19 protein-coding genes, 1 tRNA gene and 1 pseudogene are annotated in these 18,893 nt (G+C 65.7%); 14 read left to right on the forward strand and 7 right to left on the reverse strand.

Annotated features, from left to right (window positions below):
• The first annotated feature begins 15 nt into the window (after positions 1 to 15).
• From scpA to SARO_RS04055, 3 genes are read left to right on the forward strand one after another with little or no spacing between them, the layout of a single operon-like run.
• Positions 16 to 2,160: a methylmalonyl-CoA mutase gene (scpA, locus tag SARO_RS04050; RefSeq protein ID WP_011444470.1), complete on the forward strand. Its 2,145-nt coding sequence runs from the start codon at positions 16 to 18 to the stop codon at positions 2,158 to 2,160.
• The gene (locus tag SARO_RS20940; RefSeq protein WP_011444471.1) at positions 2,150 to 2,398 is read left to right on the forward strand and encodes a hypothetical protein; all 249 of its coding nucleotides are present in this window, start codon (positions 2,150 to 2,152) and stop codon (positions 2,396 to 2,398) included. Before scpA ends, SARO_RS20940 begins: the two co-directional genes overlap by 11 nt.
• 32 nt (positions 2,399 to 2,430) lie before the next feature.
• The gene (locus tag SARO_RS04055; protein ID WP_011444472.1) at positions 2,431 to 3,714 is read left to right on the forward strand and encodes an O-acetylhomoserine aminocarboxypropyltransferase; all 1,284 of its coding nucleotides are present in this window, start codon (positions 2,431 to 2,433) and stop codon (positions 3,712 to 3,714) included.
• Between the two features lie 50 nt (positions 3,715 to 3,764).
• On the opposite strand, the gene SARO_RS04060 is transcribed toward SARO_RS04055, so the two are convergent.
• On the reverse strand, positions 3,765 to 4,100 hold the full coding sequence (locus SARO_RS04060) for a GIY-YIG nuclease family protein (protein ID WP_011444473.1): 336 nt from the start codon (positions 4,098 to 4,100) through the stop codon (positions 3,765 to 3,767).
• A gap of 202 nt (positions 4,101 to 4,302) precedes the next feature.
• On the opposite strand from SARO_RS04060, the gene SARO_RS04065 reads away from it, so the two are divergent.
• The gene (locus SARO_RS04065) at positions 4,303 to 4,554 is read left to right on the forward strand and encodes a hypothetical protein (RefSeq protein ID WP_143004774.1); all 252 of its coding nucleotides are present in this window, start codon (positions 4,303 to 4,305) and stop codon (positions 4,552 to 4,554) included.
• Positions 4,554 to 6,575, forward strand: coding sequence for an acetyl-CoA carboxylase biotin carboxylase subunit (locus tag SARO_RS04070; protein WP_011444474.1), 2,022 nt, complete (start codon positions 4,554 to 4,556; stop codon positions 6,573 to 6,575). The genes SARO_RS04065 and SARO_RS04070 overlap by 1 nt, the downstream gene beginning before the upstream one ends.
• 68 nt (positions 6,576 to 6,643) lie before the next feature.
• Here the strand turns inward: SARO_RS04070 and SARO_RS04075 are convergent, their stop codons facing one another.
• Positions 6,644 to 8,077, reverse strand: a complete 1,434-nt coding sequence (locus SARO_RS04075; RefSeq protein WP_011444475.1) for an FAD-binding oxidoreductase — start codon at positions 8,075 to 8,077, stop codon at positions 6,644 to 6,646.
• A 143-nt stretch (positions 8,078 to 8,220) separates the two neighbouring features.
• Here SARO_RS04075 and SARO_RS04080 point away from each other — a divergent pair, with 143 nt between their 5' ends.
• Positions 8,221 to 8,610, forward strand: coding sequence for a c-type cytochrome (locus SARO_RS04080; RefSeq protein ID WP_041550115.1), 390 nt, complete (start codon positions 8,221 to 8,223; stop codon positions 8,608 to 8,610).
• Positions 8,611 to 8,620: 10 nt separating this feature from the next.
• Here SARO_RS04080 and SARO_RS04085 read toward each other — a convergent pair whose 3' ends face one another.
• Positions 8,621 to 10,558, reverse strand: coding sequence for an alkyl/aryl-sulfatase (locus SARO_RS04085; protein WP_011444477.1), 1,938 nt, complete (start codon positions 10,556 to 10,558; stop codon positions 8,621 to 8,623).
• Between the two features lie 142 nt (positions 10,559 to 10,700).
• Here SARO_RS04085 and SARO_RS04090 point away from each other — a divergent pair, with 142 nt between their 5' ends.
• Positions 10,701 to 11,756: an aldose epimerase family protein gene (locus SARO_RS04090; RefSeq protein ID WP_011444478.1), complete on the forward strand. Its 1,056-nt coding sequence runs from the start codon at positions 10,701 to 10,703 to the stop codon at positions 11,754 to 11,756.
• A gap of 4 nt (positions 11,757 to 11,760) precedes the next feature.
• On the opposite strand, the gene SARO_RS04095 is transcribed toward SARO_RS04090, so the two are convergent.
• Together SARO_RS04095 and SARO_RS04100 are read right to left on the reverse strand one after the other, a co-directional pair.
• Positions 11,761 to 12,030: a hypothetical protein gene (locus SARO_RS04095; protein WP_011444479.1), complete on the reverse strand. Its 270-nt coding sequence runs from the start codon at positions 12,028 to 12,030 to the stop codon at positions 11,761 to 11,763.
• Between the two features lie 101 nt (positions 12,031 to 12,131).
• Positions 12,132 to 13,889, reverse strand: coding sequence for a fatty acyl-AMP ligase (locus SARO_RS04100; RefSeq protein ID WP_011444480.1), 1,758 nt, complete (start codon positions 13,887 to 13,889; stop codon positions 12,132 to 12,134).
• 147 nt (positions 13,890 to 14,036) lie between these two features.
• On the opposite strand from SARO_RS04100, the gene SARO_RS04105 reads away from it, so the two are divergent.
• The 4 genes and pseudogenes from SARO_RS04105 to SARO_RS20550 all read left to right on the forward strand — a co-directional run.
• Positions 14,037 to 14,648, forward strand: coding sequence for a regulatory protein RecX (locus SARO_RS04105; protein ID WP_049759308.1), 612 nt, complete (start codon positions 14,037 to 14,039; stop codon positions 14,646 to 14,648).
• A complete protein-coding gene (locus SARO_RS04110) occupies positions 14,632 to 15,129 on the forward strand; it encodes a DUF192 domain-containing protein (RefSeq protein ID WP_011444482.1) in 498 nt (165 codons plus the stop codon). The genes SARO_RS04105 and SARO_RS04110 overlap by 17 nt, the downstream gene beginning before the upstream one ends.
• Positions 15,130 to 15,215: 86 nt before the next feature.
• Positions 15,216 to 15,629, forward strand: a complete 414-nt coding sequence (locus SARO_RS04115) for an NADH:ubiquinone oxidoreductase subunit NDUFA12 (protein WP_011444483.1) — start codon at positions 15,216 to 15,218, stop codon at positions 15,627 to 15,629.
• A pseudogene (locus SARO_RS20550) lies at positions 15,629 to 16,045 on the forward strand (DUF2155 domain-containing protein); the annotation flags it as partial. The gene SARO_RS04115 and the pseudogene SARO_RS20550, both read left to right, overlap by 1 nt.
• A gap of 35 nt (positions 16,046 to 16,080) precedes the next feature.
• Here SARO_RS20550 and aat read toward each other — a convergent pair.
• Positions 16,081 to 16,872: a leucyl/phenylalanyl-tRNA--protein transferase gene (gene aat / locus SARO_RS04125; RefSeq protein ID WP_011444485.1), complete on the reverse strand. Its 792-nt coding sequence runs from the start codon at positions 16,870 to 16,872 to the stop codon at positions 16,081 to 16,083.
• A gap of 69 nt (positions 16,873 to 16,941) precedes the next feature.
• On the opposite strand from aat, the gene SARO_RS04130 reads away from it, so the two are divergent.
• The 3 genes from SARO_RS04130 to SARO_RS04140 all read left to right on the forward strand — a co-directional run bounded on the left by SARO_RS04130 (position 16,942) and on the right by SARO_RS04140 (position 18,020).
• Positions 16,942 to 17,017: transfer RNA gene (locus SARO_RS04130), tRNA-Trp, on the forward strand.
• A gap of 279 nt (positions 17,018 to 17,296) precedes the next feature.
• The gene (gene rnk / locus SARO_RS04135; protein WP_041550119.1) at positions 17,297 to 17,716 is read left to right on the forward strand and encodes a nucleoside diphosphate kinase regulator; all 420 of its coding nucleotides are present in this window, start codon (positions 17,297 to 17,299) and stop codon (positions 17,714 to 17,716) included.
• A gap of 31 nt (positions 17,717 to 17,747) precedes the next feature.
• Positions 17,748 to 18,020 carry an Lrp/AsnC ligand binding domain-containing protein gene (locus SARO_RS04140; RefSeq protein ID WP_049759310.1) on the forward strand — a complete coding sequence of 91 codons (273 nt, stop codon included), beginning with the start codon at positions 17,748 to 17,750 and terminating at the stop codon, positions 18,018 to 18,020.
• Between the two features lie 80 nt (positions 18,021 to 18,100).
• Here the strand turns inward: SARO_RS04140 and SARO_RS04145 are convergent, their stop codons facing one another.
• Entirely contained in the window at positions 18,101 to 18,886 is a 786-nt protein-coding gene (locus SARO_RS04145) for a transporter (protein ID WP_011444488.1), read from the reverse strand.
• Positions 18,887 to 18,893: the final 7 nt, after the last annotated feature.

An 18,893-nucleotide genomic window follows, 5' to 3' on the forward strand; every position in this document is an offset into this window, starting at 1 on the left:
GTGTGAGATGGCAAGATGAGCGAGAAGACACTGGCAGATTGGCAGGCCGCCGCCGCCAAGGAAGTGAAGGGAAAGGACCTGACCTGGCAGACGCCCGAGGGCATCGCCGTCAAGCCGCTCTACACCGCCGACGACGTCACCGCCGATCCGGGGCTGCCCGGCTTCGCGCCGTTCACGCGCGGCGTTCGGGCCTCGATGTATGCGGGGCGGCCATGGACGATCCGCCAGTACGCCGGCTTTTCGACCGCCGAGGAATCCAACGCATTCTATCGCCGCAACCTTGCCGCCGGGCAGAAGGGCCTGTCGGTCGCGTTCGACCTTGCGACGCACCGCGGCTATGACTCCGACCACCCGCGCGTCGTGGGCGATGTCGGCAAGGCGGGCGTGGCCATCGACAGCGTCGAGGACATGAAGATCCTGTTCGACGGCATCCCGCTCGACCAGATGTCGGTCTCGATGACCATGAACGGCGCGGTGATCCCGATCCTGGCGTTCTTCATCGTCGCGGGCGAGGAGCAGGGCGTCGACCGCAAGCTGCTCGACGGGACCATCCAGAACGACATCCTCAAGGAGTTCATGGTCCGCAACACCTACATCTACCCGCCCGAGCCGAGCATGCGGATCATCTCGGACATCTTCGGCTACACCAGCCGCGAGATGCCGAAGTTCAACTCGATCTCGATTTCCGGCTATCACATGCAGGAAGCCGGGGCGACGCAGGTGCAGGAACTCGCGTTCACCATCGCCGACGGCATGGAGTACGTGAAGTACGGCGTGGCCTCGGGCCTCGACATCGACAAGTTTGCCGGCCGCCTGTCGTTCTTCTTCGCCATCGGCATGAACTTCTTCATGGAAGTGGCCAAGCTGCGCGCCGCGCGCGTGCTGTGGCACCGCGTGATGACGAAGCTGGGCGCGCAGGACGAGCGTTCGAAGATGCTGCGCACGCACTGCCAGACCTCGGGCGTGAGCCTGCAGGAGCAGGACCCCTACAACAACGTCATCCGCACCACGATCGAGGCGATGGCCGCAATGCTGGGCGGCACCCAGTCGCTCCACACCAACGCGCTCGACGAAGCCATTGCGCTGCCCACCGACTTTTCCGCCCGTATTGCGCGCAACACGCAGATCGTGATCCAGGAAGAGACGGGCATGTGCAACGTGGTCGATCCGCTCGGCGGGTCGTACTACATCGAGGCGCTGACGCAGGAACTGGTCGACAAGGCCTGGGAGATCATCGAGCGTGTCGAAGCTGAAGGCGGCATGGCCAAGGCCGTGGCGGCGGGCTGGCCCAAGGCGATGATCGAGGAAGCCGCCGCTGGCCGGCAGGCCCGCGTCGACAGGGGCGAGGACGTGATCGTCGGCGTCAACAAGTACCGGCTTGCCAGCGAGGACAAGCTCGAAACGCTTGAAGTGGACAACCACGTTGTCCGCGAGGCGCAGATCGCCCGGATCAAGCGCGTGCGCGAAACCCGCGACGAGACCAAGTGCCGCGCAGCGCTCAATGCCCTTACCGAAGGTGCAAAGACCGGCGGCAACCTGCTTGAGCTAGCTGTCGAAGCCGCTCGCCACCGTGCGACGCTGGGCGAGATTTCCGACGCGATGGAAGTCGTGTTCGGCCGCCACGGTACGTTCCCGACGCCGGTGAAGGGCGTCTACGGTTCGGCATATGCCGGAGACAGCCGCTACCAGCAGGTTCTCGATGGCGTCGAGGCCGTGACGCGCCGCCTCGGCCGCAAGCCCCGCATGCTCGTCGCCAAGATGGGGCAGGACGGGCACGATCGCGGTGCCAACGTGATCGCGTCGGCCTTTGGCGACATGGGCTTCGAGGTGACTAGCGGCCCGCTGTTCCAGACTCCCGAGGAGGCCGCTGCGCTGGCGCTGGAGAAGGACGTCGACGCCGTCGGAGCATCCTCGCTTGCCGCCGGTCACAAGACGCTGATCCCCGAACTGATCGGCCATCTCAAGGCGGCCGGCCGCCCCGACATCAAGGTCGTGGCGGGCGGGGTGATCCCGCCGCAGGACTACGACTTCCTGCGCGAAGCCGGGGTGCAGGGGATCTACGGCCCGGGCTCGAACGTGGTCGAATGCGCCGCCGACATGCTGCGCCTGCTTGGCCACAACATGCCGCCCGCAGGGGAGGAGCTCGAAAATGCCCAATAAAGCAGATGTTTTGCGTCAAATCGCAGAATGCGACCAGCTCGGGGTACCCGCGTTCCTTGCAAAATACGCTAATGGACGTGGCTCTCGAACAACTTGGATTGACTATGCGGGACGAGAATATCCCATCAAAGCAATCTGGGCATCAGCACATTCGCCTGCCATTCCGCCTCGGTCGTTTAAAACAAATGACGCAGAGCCGGAACTCAAGCGTCTCGGTTTCAGCGTGATCAAGCGCTAGTCATTGACCGACTTGATCGAGGGAGAGATGTTATGACGCAGAAGCTTGAGACGCTGACGGTCCACGCCGGGTGCGAGCCCGATCCGACCACCAAGGCGCGGATCACGCCGATCTACCAGACGGCAAGCTACGTGTTCGACAGTGCCGAGCACGCCGCGAACCTCTTTGCGCTGGCCGAGTTCGGCAACATCTACTCCCGCATCATGAACCCCACCAACGCCGCGCTGGAAGCAAAGATCGCGGCGCTGGAAGGCGGTGTGGCGGCGTTGGGCGTGGCATCTGGCCATGCCGCGCAGTTCATCGTGTTCCACACCCTGATGGAGCCGGGCTGCGAGATCGTGGCGGCCAAGAAGCTCTATGGCGGCACGCTCAACCAGTTCGCGCATGGCTTTGCCAAGTTCGGCTGGAAGGCTGTCTTCGTCGATGCCGACGATCCGGCCGCGGTTGCCGCAGCGATCACCGACAAGACGCGCGGCGTGTTCATCGAAAGCCTCGCCAACCCCGGCGGCGTGGTGCAGGACATCGCCGCGATTGCCGAGGTTGCGCATGCCGCCGGTGTGCCGCTGATCGTCGACAACACGATGGCCAGCCCGGCGCTGTGCCGCCCGATCGAACATGGCGCGGACATCGTCGTCCATTCGTGCACCAAGTTCCTCAATGGGCATGGCAATTCCATCGGTGGCCTGATCGTGGACGCGGGCAGGTTCGACTGGGCGGCGAGTGACAAGTTCCCCTCGCTGTCGCAGCCCAACCCGAGCTATCACGGCGCGGTGCTGACCGAGGCGCTGAAGCCTGTCGGGCCGATCGCGTTCATCATCGGCTGCCGCGTGCTGGGGCTGCGCGATCTTGGCCCCGCGATGGCGCCAATGAACGCATTCCTGACGCTGACAGGCATGGAAACGCTGGCGCTGCGGATCGAGCGCCACTGCGCCAACGCGCTGCACCTGGCGCAGTGGTTGCAGAACCATCCGAAGGTTGCCTGGGTAAGCTATGCGGGCCTGCCCGAAGATCCGTATCACCAGTTGGCGAAGCAGTACCTCGGCGGCAAGGGCGGCGCGGTGTTCACCTTCGGCGTGAAGGGCGGTTACGAGGCGGGCGTGAAGCTTGTCCAGTCGGTCAAGCTGTTCAGCCACCTCGCCAACATCGGTGACACCCGCTCGCTGATCATCCACCCTGCCTCGACCACCCACAGCCAGCTCGGCGAGGAAGAACTGGTAGCGGCAGGCGCCGGGCCGGACACGGTGCGCGTCTCGGTCGGCATCGAGCACATCGACGACATCGTCGCCGACCTCGCGCAGGCGCTGGAGCTGGTGTGATCTTGGCAGCTTCGCCTTGCCTTGTGGATGGTCGTCACCCTGAACTTGTTTCAGGGTCCATCCCTCGGCGTGCGCGGAGCTGGCGGGCCAAGACCGAGCCCCGGAGCAAGGTCGTGCCAATCAGGATTCGCGCTCTCGATCAGGTTGATCTTCCACTGCCGGTGCCAGCGCTTGAGTTGCTTCTCGCGGGTGATGGCGGGGATCATCTCGTCGAACTGCTCGAAGTAGACGAGGCGGTGGACGGCGTATTGGCTGGTGAAGCCGGGAATCATGCTTTCGCGGTGCTGCCACAACCTGCCGATGAGGTTGGACGTAACGCCGATGTAGAGCGTGCCGCGCGGCTGGCTGGCGAGGATGTAGACGCAGGGTTGTCGCTCATCGCGCATGGCTCCGTGTTTGCGGAAGGGTGGACCCTGAAACAAGTTCAGGGTGATGGAGATGGTGCCGTTTCTGCAGCATCTCTCTCAATCGCAGGCACCCGTCATGCTGAACTTGTTTCAGCATCCATGTGGGTTCCGGCGACGGCCGTTCGTGCGGAGAGATGGACGCTGAAACAAGTTCAGCGTGACGCTGTGGAGAGGAGCTAGAGTGAGTTTCTCCGATGAGCCGCGGACAGGGACCAGCAGTAAAGTGGGCTGCTTCCTTCTTGGGCTCATGGGATGTGCAGTTGTGGTGGTCCTCTTCGTCGGAGCGGCAATGGGCGATTGTGCGCCGAGCGCTCACGGTATGGGCTGCGAGAACGATGGATTGATCCGCTTTCTGATGTTTCCGGGAAGTCTGATCTTGTTGATTGCGATTGGTATCTTCGCCGCAAGGCGTGTGACGAAAGACAGGGACTGATGTTCAAGAAAATCCTCATCGCCAACCGTGGTGAAATTGCCTGCCGTGTGATCAAGACGGCGCGTCGGATGGGTATTCAGACGGTGGCGGTCTATTCCGATGCCGATGCGCGGGCGCCGTTCGTGCAGATGGCGGACGAGGCGGTGCATATCGGGCCTGCGCCTGCCGCGCAGTCGTACCTGATCGCCGACAAGATCATCGCTGCGTGCAAGCAGACCGGCGCCGAAGCGGTGCATCCGGGCTATGGCTTCCTGTCGGAGCGCACCTCGTTTGCCGAGGCGCTGGCGGCAGAGGGTATCGAGTTCATCGGCCCACCTGTCGGCGCGATTGCCGCGATGGGCGACAAGATCGAATCCAAGAAGCTGGCCAAGGAAGCGGGCGTCAACGTCGTCCCCGGCTTCGTCGGCGAGATCGAGGATACCGAGCATGCGGTGCGCATCTCGGACGAGATCGGCTATCCGGTGATGATGAAGGCTTCGGCCGGCGGTGGCGGCAAGGGCATGCGCCTGGCCTACAACGAGAAGGACGTGCGCGAAGGCTTCGAGGCGGTGAAGCGCGAGGGGCTGAATTCGTTCGGCGACGACCGCGTGTTCATCGAGAAGTTCATTCTCAACCCGCGCCACATCGAGATCCAGATCCTCGGCGACAAGCACGGCAACATCCTATACCTCAACGAACGCGAATGTTCGATCCAGCGCCGCCACCAGAAGGTGGTGGAAGAAGCGCCTTCGCCTTTCGTCACCCCGAAGATGCGCAAGGCCATGGGCGAGCAGTGCGTCGCGCTGGCACGCGCGGTGGGCTACTATTCGGCAGGCACGGTCGAACTGATCGTGTCGGGCGCGGACCCGAGCGGCGAGAGCTTCTACTTCCTTGAAATGAACACCCGCCTCCAGGTGGAGCACCCCGTCACCGAGGCGATTACCGGCGTCGACCTGGTCGAGCAGATGATCCGCGTGGCGGCCGGCGAGAAGCTTGCCCTGACGCAGGACGAGGTGAAGATCGATGGCTGGGCCATCGAGAACCGCGTCTATGCCGAGGACCCCTATCGCGGGTTCCTGCCCTCGACGGGCCGCCTGATCCGCTACAACCCGCCGGTCGCGGGCTGGACCGACGACGGCGCCGAGAACGGACGCCGCGGGATCGACGGCGTGCGCGTGGACGACGGCGTCTATGAGGGCGGCGAAGTCTCGATGTTCTACGACCCGATGATCGCCAAGCTGATCACCTGGGGCAAGACGCGCGACGAGGCGGCGGACAAGCAGATCGAGGCGCTCGATGCCTTCGAGATCGAGGGGCTGGGCCACAACATCGATTTCGTCAACGCGATCATGCAGCACCCGCGCTTCCGTTCGGGCGAACTGACCACCGGGTTCATCGCTGAGGAATATCCGGAAGGCTTTACCGGCGCGGCGACTTCGGACGAGCTGAAGCAGACGCTTGCCGCGCTGGCCGCGTTCCTTGCCACGGCCCGCGCGGACCGGGCGCGGCAGGTGGACAACCAGCTTGGCCACGACCTCGATCCGCCTTCGGAATGGTCGGTGAAGGTCGGGGGCAGCACCTTTGCCGTGGAGCTGACCGAGGAGGAAATCTCCGTCGACGGCACGCCCGTGGACATCGCACTGGAATACACGCCGGGCGACCGGATGGTACATTGCGAGGTCGACGACAAGCCGCTGTCGGTGAAGGTCGAGACCACGCGCGCAGGCTTCAGGCTGACGACGCGCGGCGCGATCCATGACGTGCAGGTCCTGCCGGCGCGCATCGCGCACCTGACCAGGCACATGATCGAGAAGGTGCCGCCGGATCTTTCGAAGTTCCTGATCTGCCCGATGCCCGGCCTGCTCGTCTCGCTGAACGTGGGCGAGGGTGACACGGTCGAGGCCGGTCAACCGCTCGCCGTGGTCGAGGCGATGAAGATGGAGAACATCCTGCGCGCCGAGAAGGCGGGCAAGGTGAAGTCGGTCAATGCCAAGGCGGGCGACAGCCTGGCAGTGGACGCCATCATTCTCGAGATGGAGTAAGGCTTCCGGCCATTCGCCGTTGCGAGCGGGCTTTGCCGCCTCGCAACGGCGCTGGCCGGGAGAACCTGCTATAGCCGGAAGATCTTGCCCGGGTTGAACAGGTTCTGCGGATCGAGGGCACGCTTCAGGGCGCGCATAACGTCGACCGCGTCCTCGCCGAGTTCGTCGACGAGCATGTCCTGCTTGCCGATGCCGATGCCGTGTTCGCCGGTGCAGGTGCCGCCCATGGCCAGTGCGCGCGCAACCATGCGGCGGTTGATCTCTGCCACTTCGTCGAGTTCGTGCGGAGCAGCGGGATCGATCGAGAAGATCGCGTGGAAATTGCCGTCGCCGACATGGCCGACGATGGTTGCCGGAACGCTCGCCCGGTCGAGGTCCTCGCGCGTTTCGAGGATGCACTGCGCAAGGCGGCTCATCGGGACGCAGACGTCGCTGGTCCAGCCTATGGCGTTGGGGCGCAGTCCGACGGCGGCGTAGTAGGCCTCGTGCCGTGCGCGCCAGAGGCGGGTGCGGTCCTCGGTCCGGGTCGCCCAGTGGAAGTCGCCGCCGCCATTGGCCCCCGCAAGCGTGCGGACCATTTCCACCTGTTCGGCAACGCCTGTCTCGCTGCCGTGAAATTCGAAGAACAGTGTGGGCGCTTCGGGCAGGCCCAGCCCTGCGCGAAGGTTCACGGCGTGGACCTGCATCGCGTCGAGCAGTTCGATCCGCGCCATCGGCACCCCGGCATGAAAGGCCTGCACGACCGTGTCGACCGCGCCTTCCAGTGTGGCGAACGGGCACGTGGCGGCCATGACCGCTTCGGGGACGGGGTGGAGGCGCAGGGTGATGGCGGTGATGATCCCGAGCGTGCCTTCCGAGCCGATGTAGAGACGGGTCAGATCGTACCCGGCGGCGGACTTGCGGGCGCGGCGGCCGGTGGTGACCACCTTGCCCTGCGGCGTCACGACCTCGAGCCCGAGAACCGCCTCGCGCATCGTGCCATAGCGCACGGCGTTGGTGCCCGAGGCGCGGGTCGCCGCCATGCCGCCGATGGTGGCGTTCGCGCCCGGGTCGATGGGAAAGAACAGGCCCGTGTCGCGCAAGTGCGCATTGAGCGCTTCGCGGCGGATGCCGGGCTGGACGGTGCAGTCGAAGTCCGCCTCGTTCACGGCAAGGACCGTGTCCATGCGCGACAGGTCGAGGCTGATCCCGCCGGCCAGCGGGAGTGTGTGGCCTTCGAGCGAAGTGCCGGCTCCGAAGGGCACGAGCGCGACGCCGCCCTCGCGGCAGAGGTCCACGCAGTCGACCACATCCTTCGTGTCACGGACGAAGACGACGGCATCGGGAAGGACGGTGGGGAAGTGCGATTCGCTGCCGCCGTGCTGGGCGCGGATGGCCTCTGCGGTCTGGCAGGCATCGGCGAAGCGCTGGCGCAGGCGTTCGATGAAGCCGGCGGGAAGTGGGTGGCGGCGAAGATCGGGCAGGCTGTCCATCGCACGATTGTAGCGCGGCGGCGGCGGCATGGCGAACGCACCTTTTTTCGTCGATCAGGTTTTCTGCTATGGCGCATCACCGTTCAGCCGCGATACAGCGCGCAGGAAAGACCATGCGTGACGTGGTCCGGCAACGGGCAGGGCGTCATATTCAAAGAGGGCAGGACAAGTTCATGGGCAAGTTCACGGGTGCATTTGTTGTAGCAGGCCTTGCGGCTTCGGCTCTTGCGGGCGTGGCCGTCGCGGCCCCGGCCAAGGGTGATCCGGTGCTTGGCAAGAAAGTGTTCATGCGCTGCGTCGCCTGCCACGCGGTCCAGCCGAACGCGCCGATGAAGATGGGCCCGAACCTTGCCGGCGTGGTGGGGCGCAAGGCCGGCGCCGCGAACTTCAAGTATTCCGCCGCCATGAAGAAGGCCAACGTGAAGTGGGACGAAGCCACGCTCGACAAGTGGCTGCTGAAGCCGTCGGCGGTCGTGCCCGGCACCTCGATGGCCTTCGCCGGCGTGCCCAATGCCGAGGAACGCGCGGCGGTGATCGCCTATCTGAAGAAGCCGGTTCCCTGAGACTTGCGCTTCAGGGCGTGACGATCGCGAAAGTGGGGTCCGGCTTGTCGAGCCAGCCGGTTAGGCGGGCGAAGACTGCCGGATCGCCTTCGATCGTGGCCTCGCCCGAGGCAATCTTCGCCGCGAGCGGCTTGCCCGCGAACAGCGCGGCCAGAAGGTCGGCGTAGCGCACGGTCAGCGTCGCCTGCCGTCCGTCGCGCAGGCCCGGACGGTGGACGAGGACGCCGTTCGCGACCGTTACCGTGTGCTGCTGCGCCTTGTCGGGAAAGACGAAGCCGAGCGACACCTTGCCATCGCCCACTTTCGCGGGGTCGATCCTGACGGCGAGCACGTCGAACAGGTCGGTCGGCGGCAATTGGCTGACGAGGCTGGCGCCGCCGGTCGGGTCCTGTGCGGCGACGCCGTTCTCGAGTTCCCCGGCGCCGGTCAGGTACATGTTGCGCCACAGGGCGTTCTCGCTCTGGTAGGCGAGCTGGCGATAGGTTCGGGCGAGAAGCGCCTTCGCATCCGCGTCGGCGCCATCGGCAAAGACCGCGCGGTTGAGCAGTTCGGCGGCCCAGGCATAGTCGCCTTTCGCAAAGGCTTCCTGCGCCACCGCGCGCACCCTGGCGCTTCCGCCCATCGCCTCGACATAACGCTTGCCGCCTTCCTCGGGGGGAAGGGGGGCGAGGTGCGCGGGGTTGCCGTCGTACCAGCCCATGTAGAACTGATAGACCGCCCGCGAATTGAAGCTGTAGGAGCCGTAGTAGGGCCGGTCGTACCATTCCCGCGCGAGGGCGGGCGGCAGGGTCAGCTTCGCGGCGATTTCGGGGCCGGTCAGGCCCTTGTTCATCAGCCGCACGGTCTGGTCGTGAAGATAGGCATAGGCATCGCGATGCTTGGCCAGGTAGTCCGCGATCGCGCCGGCGCCGAAGCGGGGCCAGCCGTGGCTGGTGATGAGCACTTCCGATCCGCCGAAGAAGTCGATCGCCTCGGTCAGGCCTTGCGCCCAGGCCTTGGCATCGCGGATCACCGCGCCGCGCGGGGTGAGAATGTTGTGCTGCGAGGCGTTGGCGTTCTCGGCCAGGTCGGCGACCTTCCAGTCGGGGAAGCCGAAGTTCATTTCGGCCGGCGCCTCGGTCCCCGGGGTCACCTGAAAACGGATGCGCACGCCATCGAGCACCAGTTCGGTGCCGGTTTCGGCAATCTCGCGCGTTGGCGGAACCAGGCTGCGACCGCCCGCCGCAACGCCCATGCCGATGCCTGAGCCGAGCGAGCCTTCAGGCCCCTTGGGCAGGCCGATGCCGAACTGGTAGCCGGCGCGGCGTCCCATGGCAGGGCCGGCGATCACGTTCTCGCTGACGGCAGCGCGGGTGAAGCCCTGCGGCGCGAGGATCGGGGCGTCCTTTTCGAGGACCTGCGCGAATGCGCCCGCGCCGCCGAAGTGATCGACGTGGCTGTGGGTGTAGATCATCGCCGTGACCGGCAGCTTCGCCACCTTTTCGGAGATGAGGCGATAGGCGGCGGCCGCGGTTTCAGTGGCGGTCAGGGGATCGATCACGATCCAGCCCTTGTCTCCGCGCACGAAGGTGACGTTCGCGACGTCGAAACCGCGGACCTGCCAGATCCGGTCCGTAACCTTGAACAGGCCCGCCTTGCCGAGCACCTGTGCGTGTCGCCAGAGGCTGGGATTGACTGTGGCGGGAGCCTCGCCGCGGGCAAAGGACAGGGCGGTGGTGTCCCACACCGGATTGCCGGCTGCATCGCGGATCACCGGGTCGTTCAGTGTGGCCACGAAACCCCGCTGGGCGAAGTCGAAGTCCTGTCGGTCGGCCATGGGCAGGTCCGCAAGCGCGGCGGCGTTGGCCTTGCGGGTCGCGTCTGTTGGTGCCTCGGCGGAAACCTGCTGCGGCGCGGCGAGCAAGGCGGCGGCTGCCAGCAAGGCGTGGCGGACGTGAAGTTCAGGCATGGTCCCTCCCGGCTCCCTCTGTTCGTGGAGTCTCAAGGCGGCCAGATTGACCTTAATCGCCCGGTTAGGGAAGGGGCGATTGCCTTGGGGCGGAATTGGGAATAGCCCGCCCGCCGCACAGCGAGCTGAAGGCGGGATGCAGATGACGCGATCGGAGACCGGTTTGATTGTGGATGGCGCGCCGGTGGAATCGGTCGTCCTCGAGGCACCTTGCGGCGTTCGGGTGGAATTGCTGAGCCTTGGCGCCACGTTGCAGCGCTTTTTCACGGCCGATACCGAGGGGCGGCTGGCAGACATCGTGCTGGGGCACGACGACGTGCGGGCATACCTTGAGGATCGCGGGTTCCTTGGCGTTACGATTGGACGATATGCCAATCGCATCGGTGGGGCGCGGTTTTCGCTCGACGGGGTGGAGCATCGCCTTGTCGCCAACAATGGCGCGAACACGCTGCACGGGGGCGAGCGGGGATGGGACCAGCGCAACTGGCGCATCGTCGAAGCTTCGGGCGATGCGGTGACCTTTGCGCTGCACAGCCCGGACGGGGACGAGGGCTTCCCGGGCGCGGTCGATGCGACGACCCGCTATCGCCTCGCCGAAGACGGTACGCTGGAGATCGCGTTCGAGGCGCGGACGGACAGACCGACGGTCGTGGCGATGACCAACCATGCGTTGTTTCATCTCGGCGGGGGGCAAGCGAGCGGCGCTGCGGTGGATCACGAGCTGACCATTCCGGCCAGCCGCTATGCCAGGGTCGACGCGCAGCAGATCCCGCTTCCCGGTCTCGCCCCCGTCGAAGGCACGGTTTTCGACTTCCGTCAGGCCCGGCGCATTTCAGATGGACTGCGCGACGGTCGCGAAGAACAGATCCGCATCGGTCGGGGCTATGACCACAATTTTGCCATCGATGACGCGGCTGCCGAAGGGCCGCGGCTGGTGGCGCGGCTTTCAGATCCGATTTCCGGCAGGGTTCTCGAGGTGCTGTCCACCGAGCCGGGCGTGCAGCTCTACACCGGCAACTTCCTGCACGGCGACAGGCCGGGGAAGGGCGCAAGGCTGTATCGCATGGGCGATGGCGTGGCGCTGGAGCCGCAGAAGTTCCCCGACACGCCCAACCGGCCCGACTTCCCTTCGGCAAGGCTCGATCCCGGCGAGGTCTATCGCCACGTCATGGTCTATCGGCCCTCGCCGACAGGCTGAAGCTTCAGGTAAAGAAGCGCGAGAGGAAGCTGCGGCGGCGGGGCATGCTGTCTTCCTGCCCGGTGAGCTGGAGCAGGTAGTTCGCCAGCAGGAATGCCTGGTTCCGCGTCATCAGCAGGTGATGGGTATCGACCGCTTCGGGGGTCGGTTTGCCCTTAGTGGTGGATTGGACAGTCAGGTGGATGTTTTCGGAAAACGTCCGGTGCTTCCACCCGACAACCACTCCTGACAGTTCCTGCGGCTGTTGATCCCGCGCGCGATTTGTTGCGACCATATCCGTCTCTCCCCAATTCCCCTGGCACAGGGAATGGCAAGAGGAACGGCGCGTCAACCCGTATCTAACCGGAAACGAAACCGAATTGAGACGTCGTGACGTCAGGCTGCGAGCTGATAGGGCGCGATCTCGCCGGTGAGGTAGAGCTTCTTGGCCTTGGCCCGGCTCAGCTTGCCCGAGCTGGTGCGCGGCAGGGTGCGCGGCGGCACGAGTTCCACGACGCAGTTCATGCCGGTGATCGAGCGAACCTTGTCGCGGATCTGGTCGCGCAGCTTGACCCGTTCGACCGGGTCGGAGACGCGGCAATGGACGAGGACGGCAGGCGCCTCCTCGCCGTTCTCGGTCTCGACCGAGAAGGCGGCGATATCGCCCTGGTGGAAGCCGGGAAGCTGCTCCACCGCCCATTCGATGTCCTGGGGCCAGTGGTTCTTGCCGTTGATGATGATCATGTCCTTGGCGCGGCCGACGATGAACAGGTAGCCGTTCTCGTCGACGTAGCCCATGTCGCCGGTGTCGAGCCAGCCGTCGACCATGCAGGCGTCGGTCGCTTCGGGATCGCGGAAGTAGGAGTGCATGACCGATGAGCCGCGGCACCACACCTTGCCGATGTGGTGGTGGCCGATCTCGTTGCCGTTCTCGCCACGAATGGCGACTTCCATGCCGCGCACGGGAACGCCGCAGTTGACCATGGCGCGGTAGCGGGCCGGGCGCGAAAGGTCGCGCGGGGTGCCCGAGAGGCGTTCTTCCTCGACCAGTTCGACGCGGATGCCTTCGCCCGGGGGCATGATGGTGACGGCAAGCGTCGCTTCGGCAAGTCCGTAGCTGGGCAGGAAGGCTTCGGCCTTGAACCCGGCCTCGGCAAAGGCGTTGACGAAGTTCTGCATCACGTCGGGGCGGATCATGTCGGCCCCGTTGCCGGCGACGCGCCAGCGCGAAAGGTCGAAGCGGTCGGAAACGTGGCTCTGGCTCGAGATGCGGCGGGCGCAGATGTCGTAGCCGAAGGTGGGCGAATAGGAGAGTGTCGTGCCGGTGTTGCGGCTGATCAGGTCGAGCCAGGCGAGCGGGCGGCGGGCGAAGTCCTCGGTCTTGAGGTAATCGACCGACACGCCATTGGCGATCGGCGAGAGGAAGCAGCCGACGAGCCCCATGTCGTGATACCAGGGCAGCCACGAGATCGCGCGATCGGGGTCCGCGATCTTCATGCCATGCGAATGGCCGGCGAGGTTCGCCATGAGCGCGCGGTGAGTGACGGCGACGCCATGCGGGAAGCGGGTCGACCCGCTCGAATACTGGAGATAGCTGATCGCGTCCGGATCGGGCGTGGGCAGCGGGCCATCGGCGGCTGCGCCGGCGTGGAATTCATCCCACGACAGGCCCGCGCAACCCTGGCGTGCGGCTGCGGCACTGGCCATCTCGGCGATTTCGCCGGGGTAGACGAGCATCTTCGGGTCTGAACTGGAAAGCTGGACCGCGAGCTGGTCGATGTAGCTCTCCTTGCCGCCGAAGCTGGTCGGCAGCGGGAGCGGGACCGGCCATGCGCCGGCATACATCGCACCGCAGAAGATGGCCGCGAAATCGGGGCCCGTCTCTGCCACGAGCGCGACCCGGTCTCCGGGCTGGACGCCGAGGCCGATCAGCTTGCGCGCGGCCACGAGCGCGTCCTCGCGCAGCTCGGAATAGGGATAGACCCGGGCAAGGTTGCCGCGCGGGTCGTGGAAGTTGAAGCCCAGGACGCCCTTCGCGGCATAATCGAGTGCATCGCAGAAGGTGTCGAAGTCCGCATATCGACGCGTCTGCACGTCGAGGTTGGGCGTGGGAACGAGAGTCGCCTTGTCAGCGACGGCGTCCGAAACGGTCATGCGATACCCCGATTTTCTCTACTATCGTCCTGCGAGCCCATTCTGCGCGCGCAGGTGAATGGCCCATGACTGGTCCGCGGCGCGAAATCTATGCTGCCACGGTACGGACGTTCTCATTTAGCAGCGACTGTGGCACGAATGTGGCGAATGGATCGCAATCCCCCCGAGGACGGCCGTCAGAGGCCGCGCCGCAAGGTGCCAAAGCCCCTCGATGCGACGCGTCTGGAAGAGCTGGCGCTGGCCTACGTGGCACGGTTCGCGACCAGCGCCGGCAAACTGTCCGACTATCTCCGGCGTAAGCTGCGCGAACGGGGCTGGGACGGCGAAGGGGGCGGTGAGGGGGCCGGTGAGGGCGATCATGCAGGCGTCGTCGCGGGAATCGTCGGGCGTTTCGTGGCGCTTGGCTATGTCGACGACGCGATGTTTGCGCGCGGCAAGGCGCAGGGCCTGCTGCGGCGCGGATACGGCGCGCGGCGCATCGACCAGGCGCTGGGCGCGGCGGGCATCGCCGAGCCACTGCGCGACGAGGCGCGCGGCAGCGAGGCGGAGCGGCGACGTTCCGCGCTGGTCATGGCGCGCAAGCGGCGATTCGGCCCATTCGGCAGGGATGGCGAGGGCGGGCGGCTTGACCCTGCCCTGCGGGAAAAGCAGGTGGCGGCAATGCTTCGCGCCGGACACCCCCTTGCACATGCGCGCGAGGTGGTGAATGCCCCGTCCGAACAGGCTCTGGAAGAGTGGATCGATGAAGCCAGCGATTAAGCATCTCGGATTTGCCGCACTGGCCCTGATCGCCGGCTGTTCTCCCGGAGCGGCGGATGCGGGCACGAAGACGGCGGCGGAAGCCGCGGCGCCGGCAGTCCATCCGGTGTCGGGCCTGCAGATCGTGCCGGTGACGGTGACCGGCACGAGCGGCAGGCACGTGTTCCGCTCCGAACTGGCGCGCACATCGGCGGAACAGGCCAAGGGCCTGATGTTCCGCACCGAACTGGGCGACGAGGAGGGCATGATCTTCCTGCGCAATCCGCCCGACATGGCGACGTTCTGGATGCGCAACACCGTGATCCCGCTCGACATCATCTTCGTCGGGCTCGATCGCCGGGTGATGAACATCGCCGCGAACGCGGTTCCCTACGACGAGACGCCGCTGCCGGCGGCCGGGCCTACGCTCGCCGTCCTCGAGATCAATGGCGGGCTGGCCGCCAGGCTCGGCATCAAGCCGGGCGACAAGGTCGAGTGGTAAAGGGCAGCACGGTAAACGCGGAGCGGGGCTGCGGGGCGCATCTACGCGCTTGCCGACTCCCCCTGTGAAAGGCTAAGCGCGGGCGCATGAGCATCCTCGGCAAGATCTTCACCTGGTGGGACGGCGCCACCTTCGGCACCATGCTCGACAGCGCGCTCAAGGGCGAGCAGGTCGGGACCGACGCACAGGGCAACAAGTACTTCCGTTCGAAAAAGCCCTATCCCAAGGGCCATCCCTTCGCCGGACGCGAGCGTCGCTGGGTGATCTACAACGGTCCGAACGATGCAAGCCGCGTGCCTTCCGAATGGCACGGCTGGCTGCACGGCAGCTTCGAGGGCGTGCCCGAAAGCAACCTTCCGCCGCCGCGCATCTGGGAAGTGGACTTCACCCCGAACGCTACCGGCACGGCCAGCGCCTATCGTCCGCAGGGTGCGCTGGAACGTGGCGGCAAGCGTGCCGCCGCGACCGGCGACTACGAAGCCTGGTCCCCGGAAGCCTGATGCCATTGCGCGCATCGCCGGCAATCCCGGCGTTAGCCGTGGCGGGCGCCTTGGTGCTGGCCGGTTGCGGGAAGAAGGAAGCGCCTCCGCCGCCCGAAGCGACCGAGACCGGTTCCGCCGTGGTCAGCGCATCGGGCGCGGCGGTGGAAAGCGAGTTCGGTACGCCGATCAAGGATCGCGTGGCCACGCTGGGCTTTCTCAACAAGCGCAACAACATCACCCAGGACGTCGTGCTGAAGAGCGGCGAATCGCGCCGCATCGGCAATGCCATCGTCAAGCTTGCCACCTGCGAGAAGACCGCACCGTGGGAAGATCCGCCCGAAACCGGCGCCTTCGTCCAGCTCTTCGTCGAAGAGCGCGCCACGACCCAGGAAAAGCTCGCCTGGCGCAAGGTCTTCTCGGGGTGGCTGTTCCGTAACGCACCTTCGCTGAACGTTGTCGAGCACCCGGTCTATGACGTGTGGGTCAAGGACTGCGCGATGACGTTCCCCGGCGAGGAAGAGCCGGCGCCTTCGGCCCGCAGCGCGGCAAAACCCGCCGGCAGCCCGAGCGCCGCGGCATCGCCCTTGACGACGCCGGCGCCGCCAATGCCTAGCCCGTCGCCGACGGCATCGGCCAGCGCCCGCGCTGCCGCAAGCTCGCCCGACGAATAGGGTCGCTGCGCCTTCGACAGAAGTTGAAGGTACTGCGATTGCGGGATTTCCACCGCGCCCAGTGAAGCGAGATGCGGGGTGGTGAACTGGCAGTCGAGCAGTTCGGCACCGACCTTGCGCAGTGAAGCGACAAGCCATGCAAGCGCCACCTTCGACGCGTCCGGTTCGCGGCTGAACATCGATTCGCCGCAGAAAACCCGCGCGAAGCCTACGCCGTATAGTCCGCCGACCAGTCGCCCGTTGTGCCAGCATTCGATCGAATGGGCGTGGCCATGTTCGTGCAGGCCAATGTAGCTTTCGCGGATGCGGGCGCTGATCCAGCTTTCCTCGGCACCGGGGCGCGGCGCGGCGCAGGCATCGATGACCGCCTCGAACGCGGCATTGCAGGTCACGGTGAACTTGCCGCGGCGCAGGGTCCGGGCAAGCGACCGGGACAGATGGAAGCCTTCGAGCGGCAGAATTGCGCGCATCTTTGGCTCGACCCAGAACACCTCCGGGTCGTCGCGGCTGTCGGCCATCGGGAAGATGCCTGCGCGATAGGCCTTGAGCAGAAGCTCCGGCGGGATGGCGTGGGGTTCGATGCGCGACATAATGATCAATAATGTGTTTCGGTCGGTTGCGCTCCCCGCGTCAACCCTCTAAGGGGCCAACCCGAGCACAGGAGTGTAGCTCAGTTGGTAGAGCATCGGTCTCCAAAACCGAGGGCCGGGGGTTCGAGTCCCTCCACTCCTGCCATTTTCGGGCCTTTCGGCGAAAATGGCGCAAGCGCCCGTGATGGCGCGCAATTATTCCTCTGAATCGATGGTCCGCGTTTGACCTGCCGGAATGGGCAGGGCACAAGGTGCCGATGCAGCTCGACGTGCGCACTTTCCGTAATGCTGGCCTTGGAGGGCAGCTTCTCGTGGGCAACTAGCCCCGGGTTCCGGTGCGTGACGCCCCGGGCTCGGGGCATCGATGGAAGCAACAGGCGCCGATCGCGCGCCTTTCCCGTCCGCTCACCGGAAAGACATTATCATGACCACGCACCGGTCCGCATCCTTGCGGCCGCAAATCATCCTGATCGACAGCGAGGCGGATGCCCTGGCCGATCTTGCATTGGCAGCGAGCGACCGCCTGCCCGAAATCTCGCGGATGCTGATGGAGGAGATTGGCCGCGCGCAGATCGTCCCCGCGCAGGACCTGCCCCCGGATGCGGTGGCGATGCGTTCCGTCGTGCGCTTCCGCGACGAGGCGACCGGCGCGGTCCGCACTGTCACGCTCGTCTATCCCGCCGAAGCGGACATCGCGCAGGATCGCGTCTCGATCCTGACGCCCGTAGGTGCCGGACTGATCGGCCTGCGCGCAGGGCAGTCCATCGACTGGCCCAACGTGCGCGGAAAGCAGCGCGCAATCACCATCGAGCAGGTCATCAAGCCAGGGGGCTGCCATGCATAGCGCAGCGGCGGATTCTTGTGCCGGCACGGAAATGCTCCTGCAGGTCACGGTCGATCGGCGTCGCCATGGCCGCAACGTTGTTTTCGACGAGGCTGTCCGGGACTGTCCGGAAGTGCTCGAATGCCTGCTGCTGTCAGGTGACATGGGATATTGGTTGCGCGTGCGCGTGGCCTCGCTTGCCGACTACGAGGACCTGCGCGAGCGGCTGCTCACGCTTCTGCCGGGCGTGCAGCGGATAACGGCATCCGTCGTCTTGCAGAGCATTGTCGGCAACGGAGCCGCCGCTCTTCTTTCAAGTGGCTGAAGCGACGTGAAAAAAACGGGGCGGCGCGCGATGCGCTCCGCCCCGAGTCGCGTCTCATGCGTCTGGTTCGCCTGAGAACGTCAGAACTTTACGGTGATCATGCCGCCAACGCCATAGTCTGGTGCGCCTTCGCTGAGACCGGCCGACCCGTAAACGGTGAGGTTCAACGCATCGCTGACGGGCGTGCTCACCGCGCCGAACAGTTCGTGGCTGTCCCTGGCAAGCCGGCTGGTCGATTCGCGGTAGTCGTACGAAGCGATCAGGACCGACCGGCCCATCGCGATGCTGGCGCCGCCCGATGCCGTCCATGCGTTCCTGAGGTCGATGCCTTCGGGGTCGCCGGGCATCCGGTAACCGATGCTGGCAAACGGCGTGATGGCGCCGAAGGTCTTCGACAGTTCGGCCCCTACGGTCACGTCGGTCTTGCCGGTGCCGAGGCCCTTGCTGCGCGACGCGGTAGGCAGCTTGACGCGGGCGGAAAGGTCGAGCCCGAAGCCGAGGCTGTCCTCGGGGATGAGGTACGAGGCGCCGATTGTAAGATCGCCCAGACCGCTGCGAATGGTGCGCGGAGCGTTGGGGTCGATGATGACGCCGCCCGATCCATTGCCGACGATGGCCGACGAACCGTCGATCCGCAGCCACGGCTGGGTCACCGACACGCGCAGGTTGCCGGTCTTGTAGCGAAGGCTCAGCGGGACCACGAGGATGTTGGTGTCCGAGCCGGTTCCATAGTCGCCGCTCGACCAGTCGACTCCGGTGGTGACGGATAGGCTGTCGTCAGCGGGCGCGTCCTGCGCGAGGGCAGGCGCGGGCAGTGCGGCGGCCGTGACCATTGCGGCCAGGGCGATGCGCGTGATTTTCTTCATGATATTT

It is taken from the genome of Novosphingobium aromaticivorans DSM 12444 (assembly GCF_000013325.1).
In the GTDB taxonomy this organism is placed as follows: Bacteria; Pseudomonadota; Alphaproteobacteria; order Sphingomonadales; family Sphingomonadaceae; genus Novosphingobium; species Novosphingobium aromaticivorans.